The sequence below is a fragment of the Leptolyngbya sp. 'hensonii' genome (genome assembly GCF_001939115.1).
Classification (GTDB): Bacteria; Cyanobacteriota; Cyanobacteriia.
Genome location: NZ_MQTZ01000028.1, coordinates 59,493 through 75,000, shown reverse-complemented (window position 1 = coordinate 75,000; position 15,508 = coordinate 59,493). Strand labels below are relative to the sequence as shown.

The window sequence follows — 15,508 nt, the reverse complement described above, 5'->3', positions numbered from 1 at the left end:
TTGTCAGAAGACCTGTCCTGGTTACGGGTCCTGATCCCGATCGCACCAGCAGATGCTGCCGCCCCCTTTCTAGAGCAATTGCTGGAAGCAAATTTTGATTTAACGCAGGAAACCCGGTATGCCCTCAGCCAAGGCGTGTTGTGGGGCGTCTACCATCATCATCGGGAAAGTTTAAAGCCCGAGGACCTGAGGGCTGCCATGAAACGGCTCCTACTCATACATGAACAGGGGCTCTCCAGCTCTTTCAACCAATTTGTCGAATCTCGAATTCGGCTGATTATCCAGGCAGCCAAACAACAGGGGCAATCCCTGGAAGAAACTCTGCAGCAGTTAAATCACTTTTACGAAGAAGGATTAATGGGAGAAATGGAAGGAGGGCAGGCCAAGGAAGAGGTTTTGGCAAGCTGGCGATATCAGCTAGAGCGGTTATGGCCCACGGTAAATCCTTAAGCAGCAAGATCCGCTCCAGCCTTGCAGGCCAACCCTTCCCAGAGCAGGGACTATTCATTCTGGGAAGGTAAAAAGCTTGGGCAAGGGATCTCGATCGAGGTTCCAGGTCCATGTGATCGATCGCTGTCCCTGCCACAGATCTGCCCAAGCAGAGTCTGGGCGGGAGGGAATGAATAGTCCCCACTCCCTAGTGGTAAGTCAATCAATGATTGACGGGCAGCCAAAATCCAGGTTGTTGATTGGGGTTAAATTTTGCGGGTCTTCGACCCGTCAAAATTTTCCTAACGGAACACTAGAGGGGATTTGAGAGGATTTCCACTGCCTGAACCCACAAGTTCATCAGGATCTGCATATCTGAATAGTTCCCAGAGATGGGATGAACCCACCCCGATCCTGCATAAGAGGGCCGCACAACAGTTTCAGCATCAGGAGCAGTCCAAGTTATGGTCAAAGATATTTTAGAAATCCTGCAAGAGGACTATCGTCAATTTCCTCATAATCAGACCTACAGTCTCTATGCCCAGGACGTTTACTTTCAAGATCCCTTAACTCGATTCCGGGGACTCGATCGGTATCGTCAAATGATTGGTTTTATTCAAACCTGGTTTCTAGAACCCCACCTGGATTTGCACAAAATCGAGCGAGAGCACGATCGGATTACAACATCCTGGAGCTTGAGTTGGACCACTCCCTTGCCCTGGAAACCTAGAATCACCATCCTCGGCTGGAGCGAGATGACACTCAATTCAGAGGAACTAATTATCTCTCATATTGATTATTGGAGCTGTTCCCCCTGGAATGTTGTCAGGCAACACCTGCCATTTTCCTAATAGAAAAGGGCGCATTGTAATACGCCCCCACAAAGGAATCTCTTCACAAAAAACAGAGTTCCCAGGAAATTACACGGCCAGAGCTTTCTTAGCCACCTGATTCAATTCACCCTTGGCATACTTAGCCGCATACTCTTCCAGAGAGACTTGCTTAATCTTGCTCGCGTTGCCAGCAGACCAGAATTGCTGGTAACGGTCAGCACAAACCTTTTGCATGTACTTGATGGAAGGCTTGAGGAAGTGACGGGGATCAAATTCCTTCGTATCCTTCGCCAGGGCTTCTCGTACAGCAGCCGTGATCGCCAGACGGTTATCCGTATCAATGTTGACCTTCCGCACACCACTCTTAATGCCCTTCTGGATCTCCTCCACAGGCACCCCGTAGGTTTCAGGAATCGCACCACCAAACTGATTGATCAGAGCAATCAGATCTTCAGGGACGGAAGAAGAGCCATGCATGACCAGGTGGGTATTGGGCAAACGGCTATGGATTTCTTCGATCCGGCTGATGGCCAGAATTTCACCAGTCGGCTTACGGGTGAACTTATAAGCCCCATGGCTGGTTCCGATCGCCACAGCCAGAGCATCCACCTGAGTCCGCTCTACAAAATCAACCGCTTCATCCGGATCAGTCAACAACATGGAATGATCCAGTTCACCTTCAAAACCGTGACCATCCTCTGCTTCACCTTTACCGGTTTCTAGAGAACCCAGGCAACCCAGTTCACCTTCTACAGAAGCACCGATCGCGTGAGCAACTTTGACCACTTCACTAGTGACCGATACATTGTAGTCATAGCTGGCAGGGGTTTTAGCATCTGCTTGCAGGGAACCGTCCATCATTACACTGGTGAAACCATTCTTAATGGCAGAGTAACAGGTTGCAGGCTCATTACCGTGATCCTGGTGCATCACAATAGGGATATGAGGGTAGGTTTCCACCGCAGCCAGGATCAGGTGACGCAGGAAATTTTCTCCCGCATACTTCCGAGCGCCCCGAGAAGCCTGCAGAATCACAGGGCTATCGGTTTCATGGGCAGCCTGCATAATGGCCTGGATCTGCTCCATGTTATTGACATTAAATGCAGGAATGCCATAACCGTTCTCAGCCGCGTGATCAAGCAGCAGTCGCATAGGAACGAGCGCCATAGATGAGCCTCCTAAAAATAATCGTTAATCAGCAAGTTTGCCGTAGCAGAGCGCAGCACAAAGCTTAATTCTTACGACAATCTTAAGACACTTTCTGGTCACCGTGATAAGAAAGATTGCTTACCCAAGGACAACCTTGAGTAAATCTAAAATCCCAATCCGATTCAAGGGGATTGACTCGCGTTCAAATCCCAGGCTGCAGCAATTCAGAAGAAGCGAGCGACCAAGAATCGTGATCTTCTCTAAAATTATGGGTCGCCTGGGATTCGAACCCAGGACCGATCGGTTAAAAGCCGAGTGCTCTACCACTGAGCTAGCGACCCATGCGAAGAAGCAAAAATTTCAACTTTACAAGCGTAGCATACTTCAGAAGTTTTGGCCAAGAAATCATTCACTATCTAACATTTTCAGTAACATTCGGTCCAGAGCCCTCTGCCCCCCCCAGGTTTCAACAATTTCATCATCGTACTCGTCAGCAATACGAATCACAGTCATGACCGACATCCGTAATTCTTCCTGATCACAGGTCGAGCCAATCAAATTATGTTCAAACACAATATCGTCATCACTATCCAGACCAAAAGCGCCAAAGAGGAGACTCTCATTGAGATGAAGCAGATAGTAGGTCAGGTCAGCATTGATTGCAATATCCGTCACGACAAAGGAACGGGTGATGATAATCGCGTCATCTTCATCATCCCAGGGAGCGACCTTGGTGTAAGCGATCGCTGAGCCAAAGTTAATGCTGAATACCGGTTCAATCTCATAAGGCACCAGAGAATCACCGAACAAATCCTGCATCCAGGGGGCAATTTTTTCATAACAAGCTTTCTGGCCAGCAGTCTCAAAGTCCATGGGCACAATGTGTTGGCAGTACTGCGTTCATCATCTCAAATCTTGTACCCCGTTTCGGCTAACCCAGACAGGATTACCGCAATTATGCCCTCATCACAGCGCAGGCAAAGATTCCAGGTTGAATATTTCTAACCTAGTGGGTCATTTGCCCTCACCCTAAGTCCCTCTCCTGGCAGGAGAGGGACTTCAATCAGGCTCTCCTTCTCCCCTGAGGAGCAGGGATGAGGGGCTCGGGTGAGGTGCCACGCTTCAGAACGTACTGCTTCTCCCCTGAAGAGCAGGGATGAGGGTAATGGGGATGTTCAGGGAATTCGGGCATAGTCATCTTCCAGACGCACAATATCATCCTCCCCAAGGTACTCACCGTTCTGGACCTCAATCAACACCAGAGGAATGACGCCAGGATTTTCCAGGCGATGGCTTTTCGTTTGAGGCACATAGGTGGACTGATTATTATGCAGGGTAATACTATCGCCATCACAAAGCACCCTGGCGGTTCCAGAAACAACGATCCAGTGTTCGCTGCGATGATAGTGCATCTGGAGGCTCAAGCGATGACCAGGCCTCACTTCAATCCGCTTGATTTTATACCCTACCCCCTGATCCAGAATCGTAAAAGACCCCCAGGGACGCAGTTCTGTCATGGATTTGTTACCAGGAATAGTCAGAGCAGCCAGCATTTCTGGCGTGGCCGGAACAATCTGTAACGCGGTCATTAATATTCTCCCAAGCAGTGATGGTCTCACCCTATGCTCAAACTATGAAAATCTTGAGAAAGTGATGCCTCCATTAATCATGACCACAATTCCTCCCCTCACCTTAGAAACCATTTGGGCCATTCTGAAGGATGAGATTGATGATGACACAGCCAATCAACTGGTCTGGTGCAGTCTGGGATATCGCTATGATGAAGCAACCCAACAATGGCAAACAGACAAAGTTTCTCCAGATTGGCGTCAGGACTATCCAGAACCCCCCAATTTCATTGAGAGTCGTCCAGCCACCGTAAAATTAACCCGATCGATTCCCACTGCAAATAAGCAACTCCTGAAGGAAAAATTGGGATTTGCCGGGTACAAAGTTGGCGAACTCATTCCCCGGCTCACCCGACGAGCAACCCTGGCAAACTGGTTGCTCAGCTATCTAGAAGACCATGGGTAAACCGTTATGAGCGAATCAGCCTATGGCTGGATCGAGCGGGCACTCTCAACCATTCATCGCGCCCATTGGACCCGATCGACCCAAACTCTGTACGGGTTACCAGGGGCTGTCGTCAACCTAGACGGGCAAGAAGTCCTTAACTTTGCCAGCAATGATTATCTCAACCTGGCCAGTGACCACCGTCTGATCGAAGCGGCGATCGCTGCGACTCGCGAATTTGGCACAGGCAGTACTGGCTCCCGGCTCCTCAGCGGTCATCGGGCCTTACATCGCCAGTTAGAAATCGCGATCGCCGATTTGAAACAAACCGAAGAGGCCCTGGTCTTCAGCTCAGGCTATCTAGCCAATTTGGGAACGATCGCAGCCCTAGTCGGTCCACGCGATCTAGTGCTCTCCGACCAATACAATCACTCCAGCCTGAAACAGGGCGTGATTCTCAGTCGTGCCCATGGGCTGGACTATGCCCATGGCAATCTAGCCGACCTCCGATACAAGCTGGAACAGCAGCGATCAGCCCATCGCCGTTGCCTGATCCTCACCGACAGCGTGTTCAGTATGGACGGCGATCTGTGTCCCCTTCCAGAATTGCTGGCGCTCTCTCATGAGTTCAACTGTATGGTCCTGATCGATGAAGCCCATGGTACCGGCGTTCTAGGGCCAACTGGAGCCGGATGCGTGGAACACTTTGGTTGTACCGGCCAACCCCTGATCCAGATGGGAACCCTGAGCAAAGCCCTGGGGAGCCTGGGTGGGTATGTTGCTGGTTCCAGGCTGCTGATTGACTTTCTGCGCAACCGTTCCCCCACCTGGATTTACACCACAGGCCTCTCTCCAGCCGATACCGCTGCCGCCCTGGCGGCAGTGACGATCGTGCGAGGGGAACCCGATCGTCGCACCCGCCTCTGGCATAATGTCCAACGGTTGAAAGAGCTCCTGTCCCAGGATTTCCCCACCCCACCACCATGGCAGCAATTACCCTCGGATTCACCCATTCTCTGCTTGCAGGTGACAGATGCAGCCACAGTCCTGGCAATGGGCCAACATCTGAAACAATCTGGTCTCTTTGTCTCCGCTATCCGTCCACCCACAGCCCCCACCAGTCGAATTCGACTCACCGTGATGTCCAGCCACCAGGAAGGGCATTTGCAGCAATTGAGTCAGGGATTACGATCGTGGCTCTCTGGAAAAAAACCGTAGCCCAAACGCCGCATGTCACGGCTCTGCTACGGTTTTCGGATCAATCTTCAGATGTGGATGCCACATTCCGTTTTGTTGGTTCCCCGCCAGCGCCCTGCCCGCTCGTCCTCCCCTTCCCGAATGGGCGTTGTGAGCGGCTCATCGCCGATGCTGGAATAGCCATGATCATGGAGCGGGTTATAAATCACATCATGTTCAAAGACATAAGCCCAGCTTTCTTTGCGCTTCCAATTTGCCAGAGGATTCACTTTCAACCGCCCCTGGTGATCCCATTCAAACACTGGCATCTCCGAGCGAGTGGGAGACTGATCGCGTCTTCTTCCAGTAATCCAGGCTACAGATCCCAGATCAGACAATCCCCGCTGTAAGGGTTCAATCTTCGTCAGGTAATGAAACTTCTCAATATCCTGTTTCCAGAAGGCTTCCCCATATTTCGCCGCAAACGCTTCTGCCGATCGAAGGCATTGAATCCGATAAACCTTGAGATTGAGACGATAGAGTGCTTTAGCCTGGGCCACCAGGTCCAACGTTTCGGGAAAGTGATGCAGGGTATCCAAAAACAGAACCGGAACTGGTTTAACCGGCCTTAACGCTCGATACAGGATATCTGTCAAAACCATGTCATCCACATTAAAAGCACTGGCCTGCACCAACCCTGTTGGCAGGTTCTCCACGCACCAGGCCAGAATACGACCCGGATTTGCCAGGTCAAATTTACGATTAAGTTGGGCCAGATCAAGGTCTGAGACTTGAATCAGAGAGCTTACAGGATAAGACATGGTCACGATCGCTCAATTACAAGTAGCCTTCTTTTCTACAATATCGGACTCCTGTCCCGTCTCACACAATGCAAAAGGTTGTAATAAAAAAGTAAAATTCACTTCAATAACTCAACTTTTCCTAACGGATCGGGATCACGAGTAGACCCAAGCAAAAGTTTTGTCGGCGTGGGAGGGAGGTTCATTTCCTCTTGGGGCCTTTGCCTCCGATCCCCTACTATTGCAAAATTTATTGTTGGCAAGACGGGTCAACTTTCTCAGACCCCAGGAAAAGTAGCCTGAATGGAGCGGATCACAACCCATGCATCTGGTTCTTTATAGCAAGCCCGGTTGCCATCTGTGCGAGGGACTGGAAGAAAAATTGAGACAGATCGAAGGCATCTCTCTGAACCTGGAAGTTCGGGACATCACTACCCGTGAGGATTGGTCCACCGCTTATCAGTATGAGATCCCAGTTCTTTACCTCCTCTCAGCAAAAGCAGAAGGCAGCCAGGGCAGTCCGGAGAATGGAGACAGCCCCTCTCTGATACCTATTCCCCGACCTTCTCCCCGGGCCAACGTGAAACAATTGGCGCAATTGTTACAGAAGTACATCACCGTCAATAATTAACAATAAGCGCTAGTTTGTCCGAGGAGATGGCACCATGAAGCTGCGAGAACTACTCACTACTCTGCCGGAGGTCCAATTCCCAGACCATCCCGCCCTGGACAGGGAGGTGACAGGGCTATCCACCAACTCTCACACCTGCCAGCCTGGAGACCTATTTATTGGTATGCCGGGAACCCGAGTGGATGGGGGTGAGTTCTGGCCGAGTGCGATCGCGGCTGGTGCGATCGCCGCCCTGATTTCCCCGGCAGCCCTGGTGAAAAAGCCCCCCACGATCGCCCCCAATACCTGCCTGATTCCCTTGACTGATCTGCCTTGGGCCTGCGCCCAGATAGCCACCGCCTTTTACCACTATCCCAGCCAGACCCTGAAACTGGCTGGAGTCACAGGCACCAATGGCAAAACCACCACCACCCACCTGATTGAGTTTTTACTGAACCGGACCCAACAGCCCACCGCTTTGCTGGGCACCCTCTACACCCGCTGGCCAGGATATCAGCAAACTGCGATCCACACCACCCCCTTTGCCGTGGAACTGCAGCACCAGCTTGCCACCGCCGTTCAGGCGGGCTGCCGATATGGCGTCATGGAAGTCAGCTCCCATGCCCTGGCCCAACAGCGGGTCCTGGGCTGTACCTTCCAGGTGGGCGTCTTTACCAACCTGACCCAGGATCACCTGGACTACCACCGGGACATGGAGGACTATTTCGCTGCCAAAGCCCTCCTTTTCCAGCCGAAATATTTGCAGGGACGGGCTATCGTCAACCGAGATGATGCCTATGGTCGCCGTCTGATCGACCAACTGAAGCCAGAACAGATCTGGAGCTACAGCACTCAGGATGACCGTGCTGATCTCTGGACCGCTGACCTGGTCTATCAGCCAGATGGCGTCCAGGGCACCCTCCACACCCCCGTCGGGGCTATCCCTTTCCACTCTCCTCTGGTAGGCCAGTTCAATGTCGAAAATCTCCTGGCAGCAGTGGGGGCGGCTCTGCACCTGGGCCTAGATTTAGAAACGATCGTCGCGGCTCTGCCCAACTTCACCGGCGTTCCTGGTCGGATGCAACAGGTCATCCTCAAGCCCCAGCAGGACATCAGCGTGATTGTAGATTACGCCCATACCCCCGACAGCCTGGAGAACCTACTGCGGGCCGCCCGTCCCTTCATTCAGGGTCGTATGATTTGCGTTTTCGGTTGTGGCGGCGATCGGGATCGGACCAAACGGCCCCTGATGGGGGGGATTGCTGCCCGCCTCGCTGATCAGGCGATCGTGACTTCAGACAATCCCCGCACAGAAGACCCCCAGAAAATTCTGGAGGACATCCTAGCAGGCATCCCCGCCGAGGTAAGTCCGATCGTCCTGGCCGATCGGGCTGAGGCCATCCGCACAGCGATTCTGCAGGCCCACCCTGGAGATGGGGTCTTGATTGCGGGCAAAGGCCACGAAGATTACCAAATTCTGGGTACGGAAAAGATCCATTTTGACGATCGGGAACAGGCGAGGGCCGCTCTAGCTGAACGATTGGCGACATGATGCAAGAGCAGCAGAAACCAGGTTACTAAAAACCTGACCGGCAAAATAGAGAGGGGCATTGCATGCAACGCCCCTCCGGTACGGTTTAACAGGGTCCAACATCGGGATGAAGACATTAAGATTCGGCGTCAATCAAGCTAGACAATTCGTCCACCATTTTCAGACGACCCCGAACCACAGCATGAAGCAGGCGATCGATGGAGCGCATCTCCTCAGCATCCGCCGTTCCCTCTAGAATGGCCGCCATCATGCCATAGCGATCAGCCAGGGTGATTTTGCCAGTGACACTGGCCTGGGCAAACAGTTCAGAAATGGCAGTAGGGAGAAGGCTAACGGGTGACATTTGTGATTCAGGAACTCTATATCTTTAATATCAACTTTTTGACCCGTTCTTCCAGTGAGAGGCTGGGGTCAAACCCGTGATAAATCAGGCGTTGTAGCGTGATAGCTTACAACAAAACCCCCGATCTCGATCACAATCTCACCCTTCCGGAGCCCCCATGATTCGTGCCGAACAACCTGACGACTATCCGGCAATCTCGGAAGTGCTTACCACCGCCTTTGGACGCACCGACGAGGCCCGGTTGGTCGATCTCATCCGGCAGAGCGATCGGTATCTCCCAGACCTGGCTCTGGTGGCGGAGCGCGAGGGAGCGATCGTGGGGCACGTTCTATTCAGCCAAGTGGATCTGGTCGGCATCTCCAGAGTGCCTGTGCTGGCCCTGGCTCCCCTGGCAGTGCATCCAGATTACCAGCGGCAGGGCATCGGCAGTACCCTGGTACGGGTCGGTCTGGAGGCAGCCGATCGTCGCCAGGAACCCCTGGTGGTCGTCCTGGGCCATGCCCATTTTTACCAGCGTTGCGGCTTTGAACCCGCCCTGGACTATGGCATTGAGTGCCCGTTCCCAGTCCCGGAGGAAGTGTACCGGGTTTATCCCCTACCAGGTTATCTGCCCGAACACCGGGGGCAGGTGATTTATCCAGCGGCGTTTACAGTTTAAATTTAGGCTTAATATGCTTGACACACCGAAGAGATTATTCTTTACACACATAGTATTTTTAGGGCTTTATGCCGAATCATTCTGCCTATCCACCTGAAATTGGGATCTTAGGCGGAAAGTTTCAGTCTATTTATTGTTGGGCCTCTTAGATCAGCACTGTCACTGCGAACAAAACTATGGCGAAGAAGAACCGATCATCGCGACGACCAGCCCGCAGTGCAATTGAGCTGCTGTTAGAAAAGAAGGCTAAAGCTCTATTGGCGGCGGAAAAGAACTACTGGGACGCCATTAATTCTTTGCGTCACCAAAGACACGAGGCCGCCAGTACCCTTGACCTTCCATTTGAAGACAGTCTTCCTCAAGATATCTCAAGTACGGTCTGGGGCCTGAAGGATGGTGTCGCTTTTGTGCGCCATAAGACAGTTGGCGCAAAGGCCAGAGTCAATTTCAGAGTACTGCCAATCACTTTAGACGAATGGGGAAACAGCGGCTTAATTGTGCCGCTTCCTGCGGGAGAATTTTCTCTCGCGAGGGCTGGCTTTATTCGCGGTCTTGGCAACCTTTCAATGATCAATTGTGCGTTCAACGACATTCACATTCCCTTTGTTCAGTTCTCGCACCTACGATATGGTGATCCAACAAATACACCGTCCGTTGAGCGGGCGGTCCTTGATTTTCAGTTGGCGCTGCTTGGTCTGCAAACTCAGCCGCAGTCCAGTGAATCGCCAAAAGCGGTTTCCGGAGTCGAGACCGTTGCAAAGCTGAAGAAGCTCGCCGACGAATTGGAGTCACTCATCGGAGCGGGTACGAAGGAGGAAGAGATTCAACTTTTCCTGAAGGCGAATCCGTTTGTACTTCACCCTTCCGCAGAATGCATACCGAAGAAGAAGCTTGGCGAAGACTTTGTTACTGACTTTGTACTCGTGTCCACAACGACGCAAGGCCCCACCTACATACTGGTGGAGTTGGAAAGATCGTCCCATGCAATCCTGAACAAAGACCTTGTGCTTTCTGGCCCCGTTAATCACGCGATTAAGCAGACACGCGATTGGGATGTCTGGTTAGAAAAGAATAAGGCGTACATCCAGAACAAACTTCCTGGGTTCGAAACCCCGACATATTTGGTAGTTATCGGTAGAGGCCACCAGCTGAGTGACGATGAACGCGCCTATCTTCGCTCCTACAATCGCGAATGGAAAAACACAACGCTATTGACATACGATGATGTGCTCTCTCGCTTCAGAAGCACAATCACCAATCTGGAGGCAATAGCTGGCAATGAGAATCCAGCTTAGCCGGATCGCGTTTAGGCCCAACCCATCATTTCACCGGACCTTGCGCATGAAGCCGCGCAAGGCCGGTGAATTCAAACGTTGGGCTGCTTCAGTCCTTGGTTGGGGCAGTACTCAAATCACTTCTGTTGAGTGCCAAAAGCGATCGAACAGATCCTGTTACAGCGTTAAAGTGTATTGACAACGTAAATACGCCCTGTTTACACTACAAGTATGGATGTGTATTTCGTTCTCAATGGCATTACGTTTGTCTGGAATGACGAAAAAGCCAGGATCAACCCGATAAACCATGATGGTGTTACGTTTCAGCAAGCCGCAGAAGTCTTCTTCGATCCATTACTTGTGGTTGTTGATGCAAGTCGTAATGATGAAGCGCGAGATGCTGTTATTGGTTTAGATCGGCGTTGGAACTTGCTGTACGTTGTTTTCGTTGAGCGGGAAAACGACATTATTCGGATCATTTCGGCTCGTAAAGCGACCCGGAAGGAGCGGGAATTTTATGAAACCTGAAGCGTTGAAAAAGCGGTTGGATAGAAATCGTCCCATGACAACGATCACCATTCGTATGCCCGAAGATGTGATTGAGGACTTGAAGCAAGTTGCGCCCCTGCTTGGTTTTTCTGGGTATCAACCGTTAGTGCGTGCTTATATCGGGCAAGGGTTGCGATCTGACTTGGAGCGTTTGGAAGGTGATACGGTATCTGCCTTGATTGCAAGTCTAAAACGTCACGGTGTCAGTGATGAAGTGATTCAAGAGGCACTTGGCGAAGTGACTGGGCGTTAGTTTGAGTTTAGGTTGCAGCCAGCATCCCAACAACCCCAACGCAGCGGACGGACGAGGCTGCTGATGCTGAGTTCAAGGTGATCTACCGCCGCTGGTTGGGAACGTTAGGCGGCTTTTAGTTAGATAGTGGAACGTTGTTGCCATTTTATCGACAGAAGTTTATCAAAGATACGGTGCAAGATGTAGAACCTGATGCCGCAAAATATGCAAGCAGAACATTAATTCCATTTAATTCAAATCATAATGGCCAGAGAAGATCTCTCAGAACTATATCAATTCCTCAGAAATTCACGTTTTAGTTTTATGGGGACAGGAGAGTTTCACATCAGCGAGATTTATTCCAGAGTTAAGAATCATTATCCTAAACTTTGTGATGATTTATATCTTCGCTCCATGAATGGTACAAGTAATAGAAATGAGCCTGCTTGGAAGCACACCGTCCGAACAGTCCTTAATGACTTAAAGCGGAAAGGGACAGGAATCGTTCCTAGAAATCAGGAAGATTCTAGCTTAAGAGGCTATTGGCTTATTGGGGACTTAATTAGTCCTCAACAAAGTCAGAAAAAGAATACTGTCAAACTTGAATCCGAAGAAAACCTGTTCCCTGACGAAGTTGATGAATCTGAAGTTTTTCGCGAGGGGGCAATTCTTAGAGTTTCAGTTAATGCATATGAACGTAATTTCCAAGCTCGTCAAAAATGCATAGAACATTATGGCGTGAGCTGCTTTGTTTGTGGGTTCAATTTTGGAGAGTTTTTTGGAGAGTTAGGTGAAGGATTTATCCATGTACATCATTTATGCCCAATTTCTGAAATTGCCGGAGAGTACGAAGTTGATCCCGTAAAAGATTTGCGTCCTGTCTGCCCTAATTGCCATGCCATGATTCATCGGCGTTCCCCTTCATTAAGCATTGAAGAGATCGTACGATTGAAAAAATCTCTAGAATAGAAGGGCAAACCCAATTAAACTGGAGTATCTTGCATGGTTTCAACAGACCTAATCTCGACATTGAGAAGTTTGAGTCGTTCAGATAAGTTTTATATTATGCAGCTTTTGATCTCAGAACTAGCTCAGCAGGAAACCGATCTTATTAAGCCTGAACAAGCTTATCCTATATGGTCTCCTTATGGTGCGGATGAGGCTGCGGATACGATGCTAAAAGTGCTAGAGGCTGCTAAAGCTCAAGACCATGCGTAACGCCCAGCGGTATTCATTTCTTGAAGGCGATCCAACTTTGGGTGAAGCCAGTTTTCGCCCATATTTGCCTTTTACTCTGCTTTACCAGCAAAGTTCCATTACAGCATCGGCTCTACTGGATACCGGAGCAAGTGTAAATGTATTGCCATATTCAATAGGAGTCGAGCTTAGATATGACTGGCAACGGCAAACAACAGCACTGAGTTTGACAGGAAATTTGGCTCAGTATGAGGCGCGTGTCGTACTTGCTCAAGCAGTCGTTGGTCAATTTGAGCCTGTGCAACTTGTATTTGCCTGGACACAAGCTACCAATGTACCGCTTATCTTGGGTCAGGTGAACTTCTTTATGGAGTTCGATGTTTGCTTCTATCGTTCACAGCTAGAGTTTGCAGTTAGCCCTAAAGCTCTTTCGGAGTAGGCTGTAGACGTTCTTGCCAGCCACCTAACACTGCGTGGCAGCGGACGAACGAAAACTGCTGATGCTGAGTTCTAGGTTATCTGCCGCCGCTGCACTTCACCGTTGGGCTGCTTTATGTCTCGGTGAGGACAGTACTCCAATTTCACTGTTAGGGAAGCAAGGCTTTAAAATCAAGCAAGTATATTTATACGGTGTCGTTAACCGAGAGGCGCGGTAGTGAGCCGAATTGTTTTAACCACCATTGGCTCTTTTGGTGATTTGCATCCCAAAATTGCGATCGCGCTTGAACTACGAAAGCGCGGTCATGATGTCGTATTTGCAACTCATAAAGAATACCAGGACAAAATTGAAGCTCTCGGTTTCGAGTTTCATCGGATGCGCCCTGACAACACCGCACTGAATGATCCACAAGAAATGGCGCGAATGATGGATCTGAAAACAGGTACAGAGTATGTCATCAAAAATTGGGTTTGCGCGAATTTACGTGAAACCTACATCGATTTGATGGACAGTGCAAAAGATGCAGATTTCATCATTACAGGTGAAGGAGTTGTAGCGGCTCGATTGGTCGCAGAAAAATTAGAAATTCCATGGGCGTTTGCTGTCCTACAGCCCGCCTCGTTTCTGTCGGTTTATGATCCATCCGTCTTACCTATACTGCCATTTCTTGCCAAGCTACGAGGACTAGGTTCTCTGGCTAACCGGGGCATCATTCAATTATCAAAAGTATTGTCTAAGTCCTGGGCAGAGCCAATTCACCAATTGCGGCACGAGATCGGCTTGCCACCTCTGACAGGGAATCCATTTATTGATGATAAATATTCACCGTATCTTGTATTAGCACTGTTCTCTTCAGTATTCGCAAAGCCTCAACCCGACTGGGCAGAAAATACAGTGCTCACTGGCTTTGCATTCTATGACGGCAACGAGGGTAAGACAGAACTTGCACTGGAGCTTCAGCAGTTTTTGGATAGGGGCGATCCCCCAATCGTTTTTACTTTAGGTTCAGCCGCAGTCATGGCTCCTGGACGTTTTTACCAGGAAAGTGTTGAAGCTGCAACGCAACTGAATCGCCGTGCTGTTTTGCTGATGGGTAAAAATGTTCCTCCCAATGTTCTGCCAGAGTCCGTATTTACCACGAGTTATGTTCCATATTCTCAAATTTTTCCGCGTGCTTGTGCGATCGTGCATCAGGGTGGTATTGGCACAACAGCTCAGGCATTACGGGCAGGTCGTCCAACCCTGGTCATGCCTTACAGTCACGACCAACCAGACAATGCTGCCAGAGTTGAACGTTTGGGAACGTCGCGGACGATTCCTCGAAAACAGTACACAGCAGAACAAGTAGCCAAGCAATTACGCCAGTTATTAGAAAATCCAAGTTATGCAGCTAAAGCTTCAGAAATTGGAGGTATTATCCGAGCAGAAAATGGGGTTGACGTGGCATATGATGCGATTGAAAAACAACTTCAATCCGCTTCAATCTCTTCGTAAGCACAGCAGCCCAACACTTCACGGCAGCGGACGGACGCAAGCCGCTGGTGCTGAGTTCAAGGCTGTCTGCCGCCGCACAACTTCACCGTTAGCTTGCTTAGTCTATCGGTTGAGGCAGAGCAGTTAACCTCATTGCATTTCTGATTAAACTAGAGATTAGTTTCTGATCTGGCTGATAGGGGTAAACCCAAATGGTACAAACACCATCTAAAACATTGACCTTGGCGGAGTTTTTGCAATTACCAGAAACAAAACCTGCGAGTGAATACATTGATGGTCAAATTATTCAGAAACCCATGCCTCAAGGGAAACATAGTGCTATCCAAGGGGAACTCGTACCTGCTATCAATGGGGTAGTTAAGTCCAAGCGTATTGCTCGTGCATTTCCTGAACTACGCAGTACCTTTGGTGGTCGTTCAACTGTTCCTGATATTGCAGTGTTTCTTTGGAGCCGAATTCCTCGTGATGAGAATGGAGAGGTTGCCAACACGTTTCCTGTTGCACCAGATTGGACAATTGAAATCCTGTCTCCTGACCAAAGCCAAACAAAAGTAACCAAGAACATCCTTCACTGCCTACGACATGGAACCCAAATGGGTTGGTTAATCGATCCAGATGAGCAAACTGTGTTTGTCTATCGTCCCAAGCAAGAACCTGAAGTGTTGGATGAGCCAGGTGAAGTTGTTCCTGTACCATCGTTTGCAAGTGAGCTACAGCTTACAATCAAAGACTTGTTTGCTTGGTTACTGGAGTAAAACTT

The 15,508-nt window shown here is 49.9% G+C and carries 20 protein-coding genes and 1 tRNA gene (1 of these 21 running past the window's edge); 15 read left to right on the top strand and 6 right to left on the bottom strand.

Features of this window, described 5'->3' with window-relative positions:
* Together BST81_RS09920 and BST81_RS09915 are read left to right on the top strand one after the other, a co-directional pair.
* Window positions 1–450, top strand: partial view of a hypothetical protein gene (locus BST81_RS09920; RefSeq protein WP_075598379.1) — the 3' portion only. It extends 114 nt beyond the left edge of the window; the window shows 450 of its 564 coding nt (coding positions 115–564); its start codon lies off the left edge, out of view; the stop codon is at window positions 448–450.
* A gap of 443 nt (window positions 451–893) precedes the next feature.
* Window positions 894–1,280, top strand: a complete 387-nt coding sequence (locus BST81_RS09915) for a DUF2358 domain-containing protein (protein ID WP_075598378.1) — start codon at window positions 894–896, stop codon at window positions 1,278–1,280.
* Window positions 1,281–1,349: 69 nt separating this feature from the next.
* Here BST81_RS09915 and fba read toward each other — a convergent pair whose 3' ends face one another.
* The 4 genes from fba to BST81_RS09895 all read right to left on the bottom strand — a co-directional run bounded on the left by fba (window position 1,350) and on the right by BST81_RS09895 (window position 3,964).
* Window positions 1,350–2,429 carry a class II fructose-bisphosphate aldolase gene (gene fba, locus BST81_RS09910; protein WP_075598377.1) on the bottom strand — a complete coding sequence of 360 codons (1,080 nt, stop codon included), beginning with the start codon at window positions 2,427–2,429 and terminating at the stop codon, window positions 1,350–1,352.
* Window positions 2,430–2,680: 251 nt separating this feature from the next.
* Window positions 2,681–2,752, bottom strand: a tRNA-Lys gene (locus tag BST81_RS09905).
* A 64-nt stretch (window positions 2,753–2,816) separates the two neighbouring features.
* On the bottom strand, window positions 2,817–3,284 hold the full coding sequence (locus tag BST81_RS09900; RefSeq protein ID WP_075598376.1) for a YbjN domain-containing protein: 468 nt from the start codon (window positions 3,282–3,284) through the stop codon (window positions 2,817–2,819).
* A gap of 302 nt (window positions 3,285–3,586) precedes the next feature.
* A complete protein-coding gene (locus tag BST81_RS09895; RefSeq protein WP_143780297.1) occupies window positions 3,587–3,964 on the bottom strand; it encodes a phosphomannose isomerase type II C-terminal cupin domain in 378 nt (125 codons plus the stop codon).
* 115 nt (window positions 3,965–4,079) lie between these two features.
* Between BST81_RS09895 and BST81_RS09890 the strand changes: the two genes are divergently transcribed.
* Together BST81_RS09890 and bioF are read left to right on the top strand one after the other, a co-directional pair.
* Window positions 4,080–4,445 carry a DUF1823 family protein gene (locus BST81_RS09890; protein WP_075598374.1) on the top strand — a complete coding sequence of 122 codons (366 nt, stop codon included), beginning with the start codon at window positions 4,080–4,082 and terminating at the stop codon, window positions 4,443–4,445.
* A gap of 6 nt (window positions 4,446–4,451) precedes the next feature.
* Window positions 4,452–5,642 carry an 8-amino-7-oxononanoate synthase gene (bioF, locus tag BST81_RS09885; protein WP_075598373.1) on the top strand — a complete coding sequence of 397 codons (1,191 nt, stop codon included), beginning with the start codon at window positions 4,452–4,454 and terminating at the stop codon, window positions 5,640–5,642.
* 47 nt (window positions 5,643–5,689) lie between these two features.
* Here bioF and cysH read toward each other — a convergent pair whose 3' ends face one another.
* Window positions 5,690–6,421, bottom strand: a complete 732-nt coding sequence (cysH, locus tag BST81_RS09880; RefSeq protein ID WP_075598372.1) for a phosphoadenosine phosphosulfate reductase — start codon at window positions 6,419–6,421, stop codon at window positions 5,690–5,692.
* 301 nt (window positions 6,422–6,722) lie between these two features.
* Here cysH and BST81_RS09875 point away from each other — a divergent pair, with 301 nt between their 5' ends.
* Together BST81_RS09875 and BST81_RS09870 are read left to right on the top strand one after the other, a co-directional pair.
* A complete protein-coding gene (locus BST81_RS09875; protein ID WP_075598371.1) occupies window positions 6,723–7,031 on the top strand; it encodes a glutaredoxin family protein in 309 nt (102 codons plus the stop codon).
* Between the two features lie 34 nt (window positions 7,032–7,065).
* Window positions 7,066–8,562 carry a UDP-N-acetylmuramoyl-L-alanyl-D-glutamate--2,6-diaminopimelate ligase gene (locus tag BST81_RS09870; protein WP_075598370.1) on the top strand — a complete coding sequence of 499 codons (1,497 nt, stop codon included), beginning with the start codon at window positions 7,066–7,068 and terminating at the stop codon, window positions 8,560–8,562.
* Between the two features lie 115 nt (window positions 8,563–8,677).
* On the opposite strand, the gene BST81_RS09865 is transcribed toward BST81_RS09870, so the two are convergent.
* The gene (locus BST81_RS09865; protein WP_075598369.1) at window positions 8,678–8,905 is read right to left on the bottom strand and encodes a hypothetical protein; all 228 of its coding nucleotides are present in this window, start codon (window positions 8,903–8,905) and stop codon (window positions 8,678–8,680) included.
* A 157-nt stretch (window positions 8,906–9,062) separates the two neighbouring features.
* Here BST81_RS09865 and BST81_RS09860 point away from each other — a divergent pair, with 157 nt between their 5' ends.
* The 9 genes from BST81_RS09860 to BST81_RS09820 all read left to right on the top strand — a co-directional run bounded on the left by BST81_RS09860 (window position 9,063) and on the right by BST81_RS09820 (window position 15,503).
* Entirely contained in the window at window positions 9,063–9,563 is a 501-nt protein-coding gene (locus tag BST81_RS09860) for an N-acetyltransferase (protein WP_075598368.1), read from the top strand.
* Between the two features lie 176 nt (window positions 9,564–9,739).
* Window positions 9,740–10,858 carry a Shedu anti-phage system protein SduA domain-containing protein gene (locus BST81_RS09855; protein WP_075598367.1) on the top strand — a complete coding sequence of 373 codons (1,119 nt, stop codon included), beginning with the start codon at window positions 9,740–9,742 and terminating at the stop codon, window positions 10,856–10,858.
* 210 nt (window positions 10,859–11,068) lie between these two features.
* Window positions 11,069–11,365 (top strand): BrnT family toxin, encoded by a 297-nt coding sequence (locus BST81_RS09850; protein WP_075598366.1) that lies wholly within the window; start codon window positions 11,069–11,071, stop codon window positions 11,363–11,365.
* Complete coding sequence (locus BST81_RS09845; RefSeq protein WP_075598365.1) at window positions 11,355–11,639, top strand: hypothetical protein; 285 nt, start codon at window positions 11,355–11,357, stop codon at window positions 11,637–11,639. Before BST81_RS09850 ends, BST81_RS09845 begins: the two co-directional genes overlap by 11 nt.
* 243 nt (window positions 11,640–11,882) lie before the next feature.
* The gene (locus tag BST81_RS26995; RefSeq protein WP_083636767.1) at window positions 11,883–12,587 is read left to right on the top strand and encodes an HNH endonuclease; all 705 of its coding nucleotides are present in this window, start codon (window positions 11,883–11,885) and stop codon (window positions 12,585–12,587) included.
* A 33-nt stretch (window positions 12,588–12,620) separates the two neighbouring features.
* Window positions 12,621–12,836: a hypothetical protein gene (locus BST81_RS09835; RefSeq protein ID WP_075598364.1), complete on the top strand. Its 216-nt coding sequence runs from the start codon at window positions 12,621–12,623 to the stop codon at window positions 12,834–12,836.
* Window positions 12,829–13,254, top strand: coding sequence for an aspartyl protease family protein (locus tag BST81_RS09830; RefSeq protein WP_075598363.1), 426 nt, complete (start codon window positions 12,829–12,831; stop codon window positions 13,252–13,254). Before BST81_RS09835 ends, BST81_RS09830 begins: the two co-directional genes overlap by 8 nt.
* 216 nt (window positions 13,255–13,470) lie before the next feature.
* Window positions 13,471–14,748, top strand: coding sequence for a glycosyltransferase (locus BST81_RS09825; RefSeq protein WP_075598362.1), 1,278 nt, complete (start codon window positions 13,471–13,473; stop codon window positions 14,746–14,748).
* A gap of 191 nt (window positions 14,749–14,939) precedes the next feature.
* On the top strand, window positions 14,940–15,503 hold the full coding sequence (locus tag BST81_RS09820; RefSeq protein WP_075598361.1) for a Uma2 family endonuclease: 564 nt from the start codon (window positions 14,940–14,942) through the stop codon (window positions 15,501–15,503).
* Window positions 15,504–15,508: the final 5 nt, after the last annotated feature.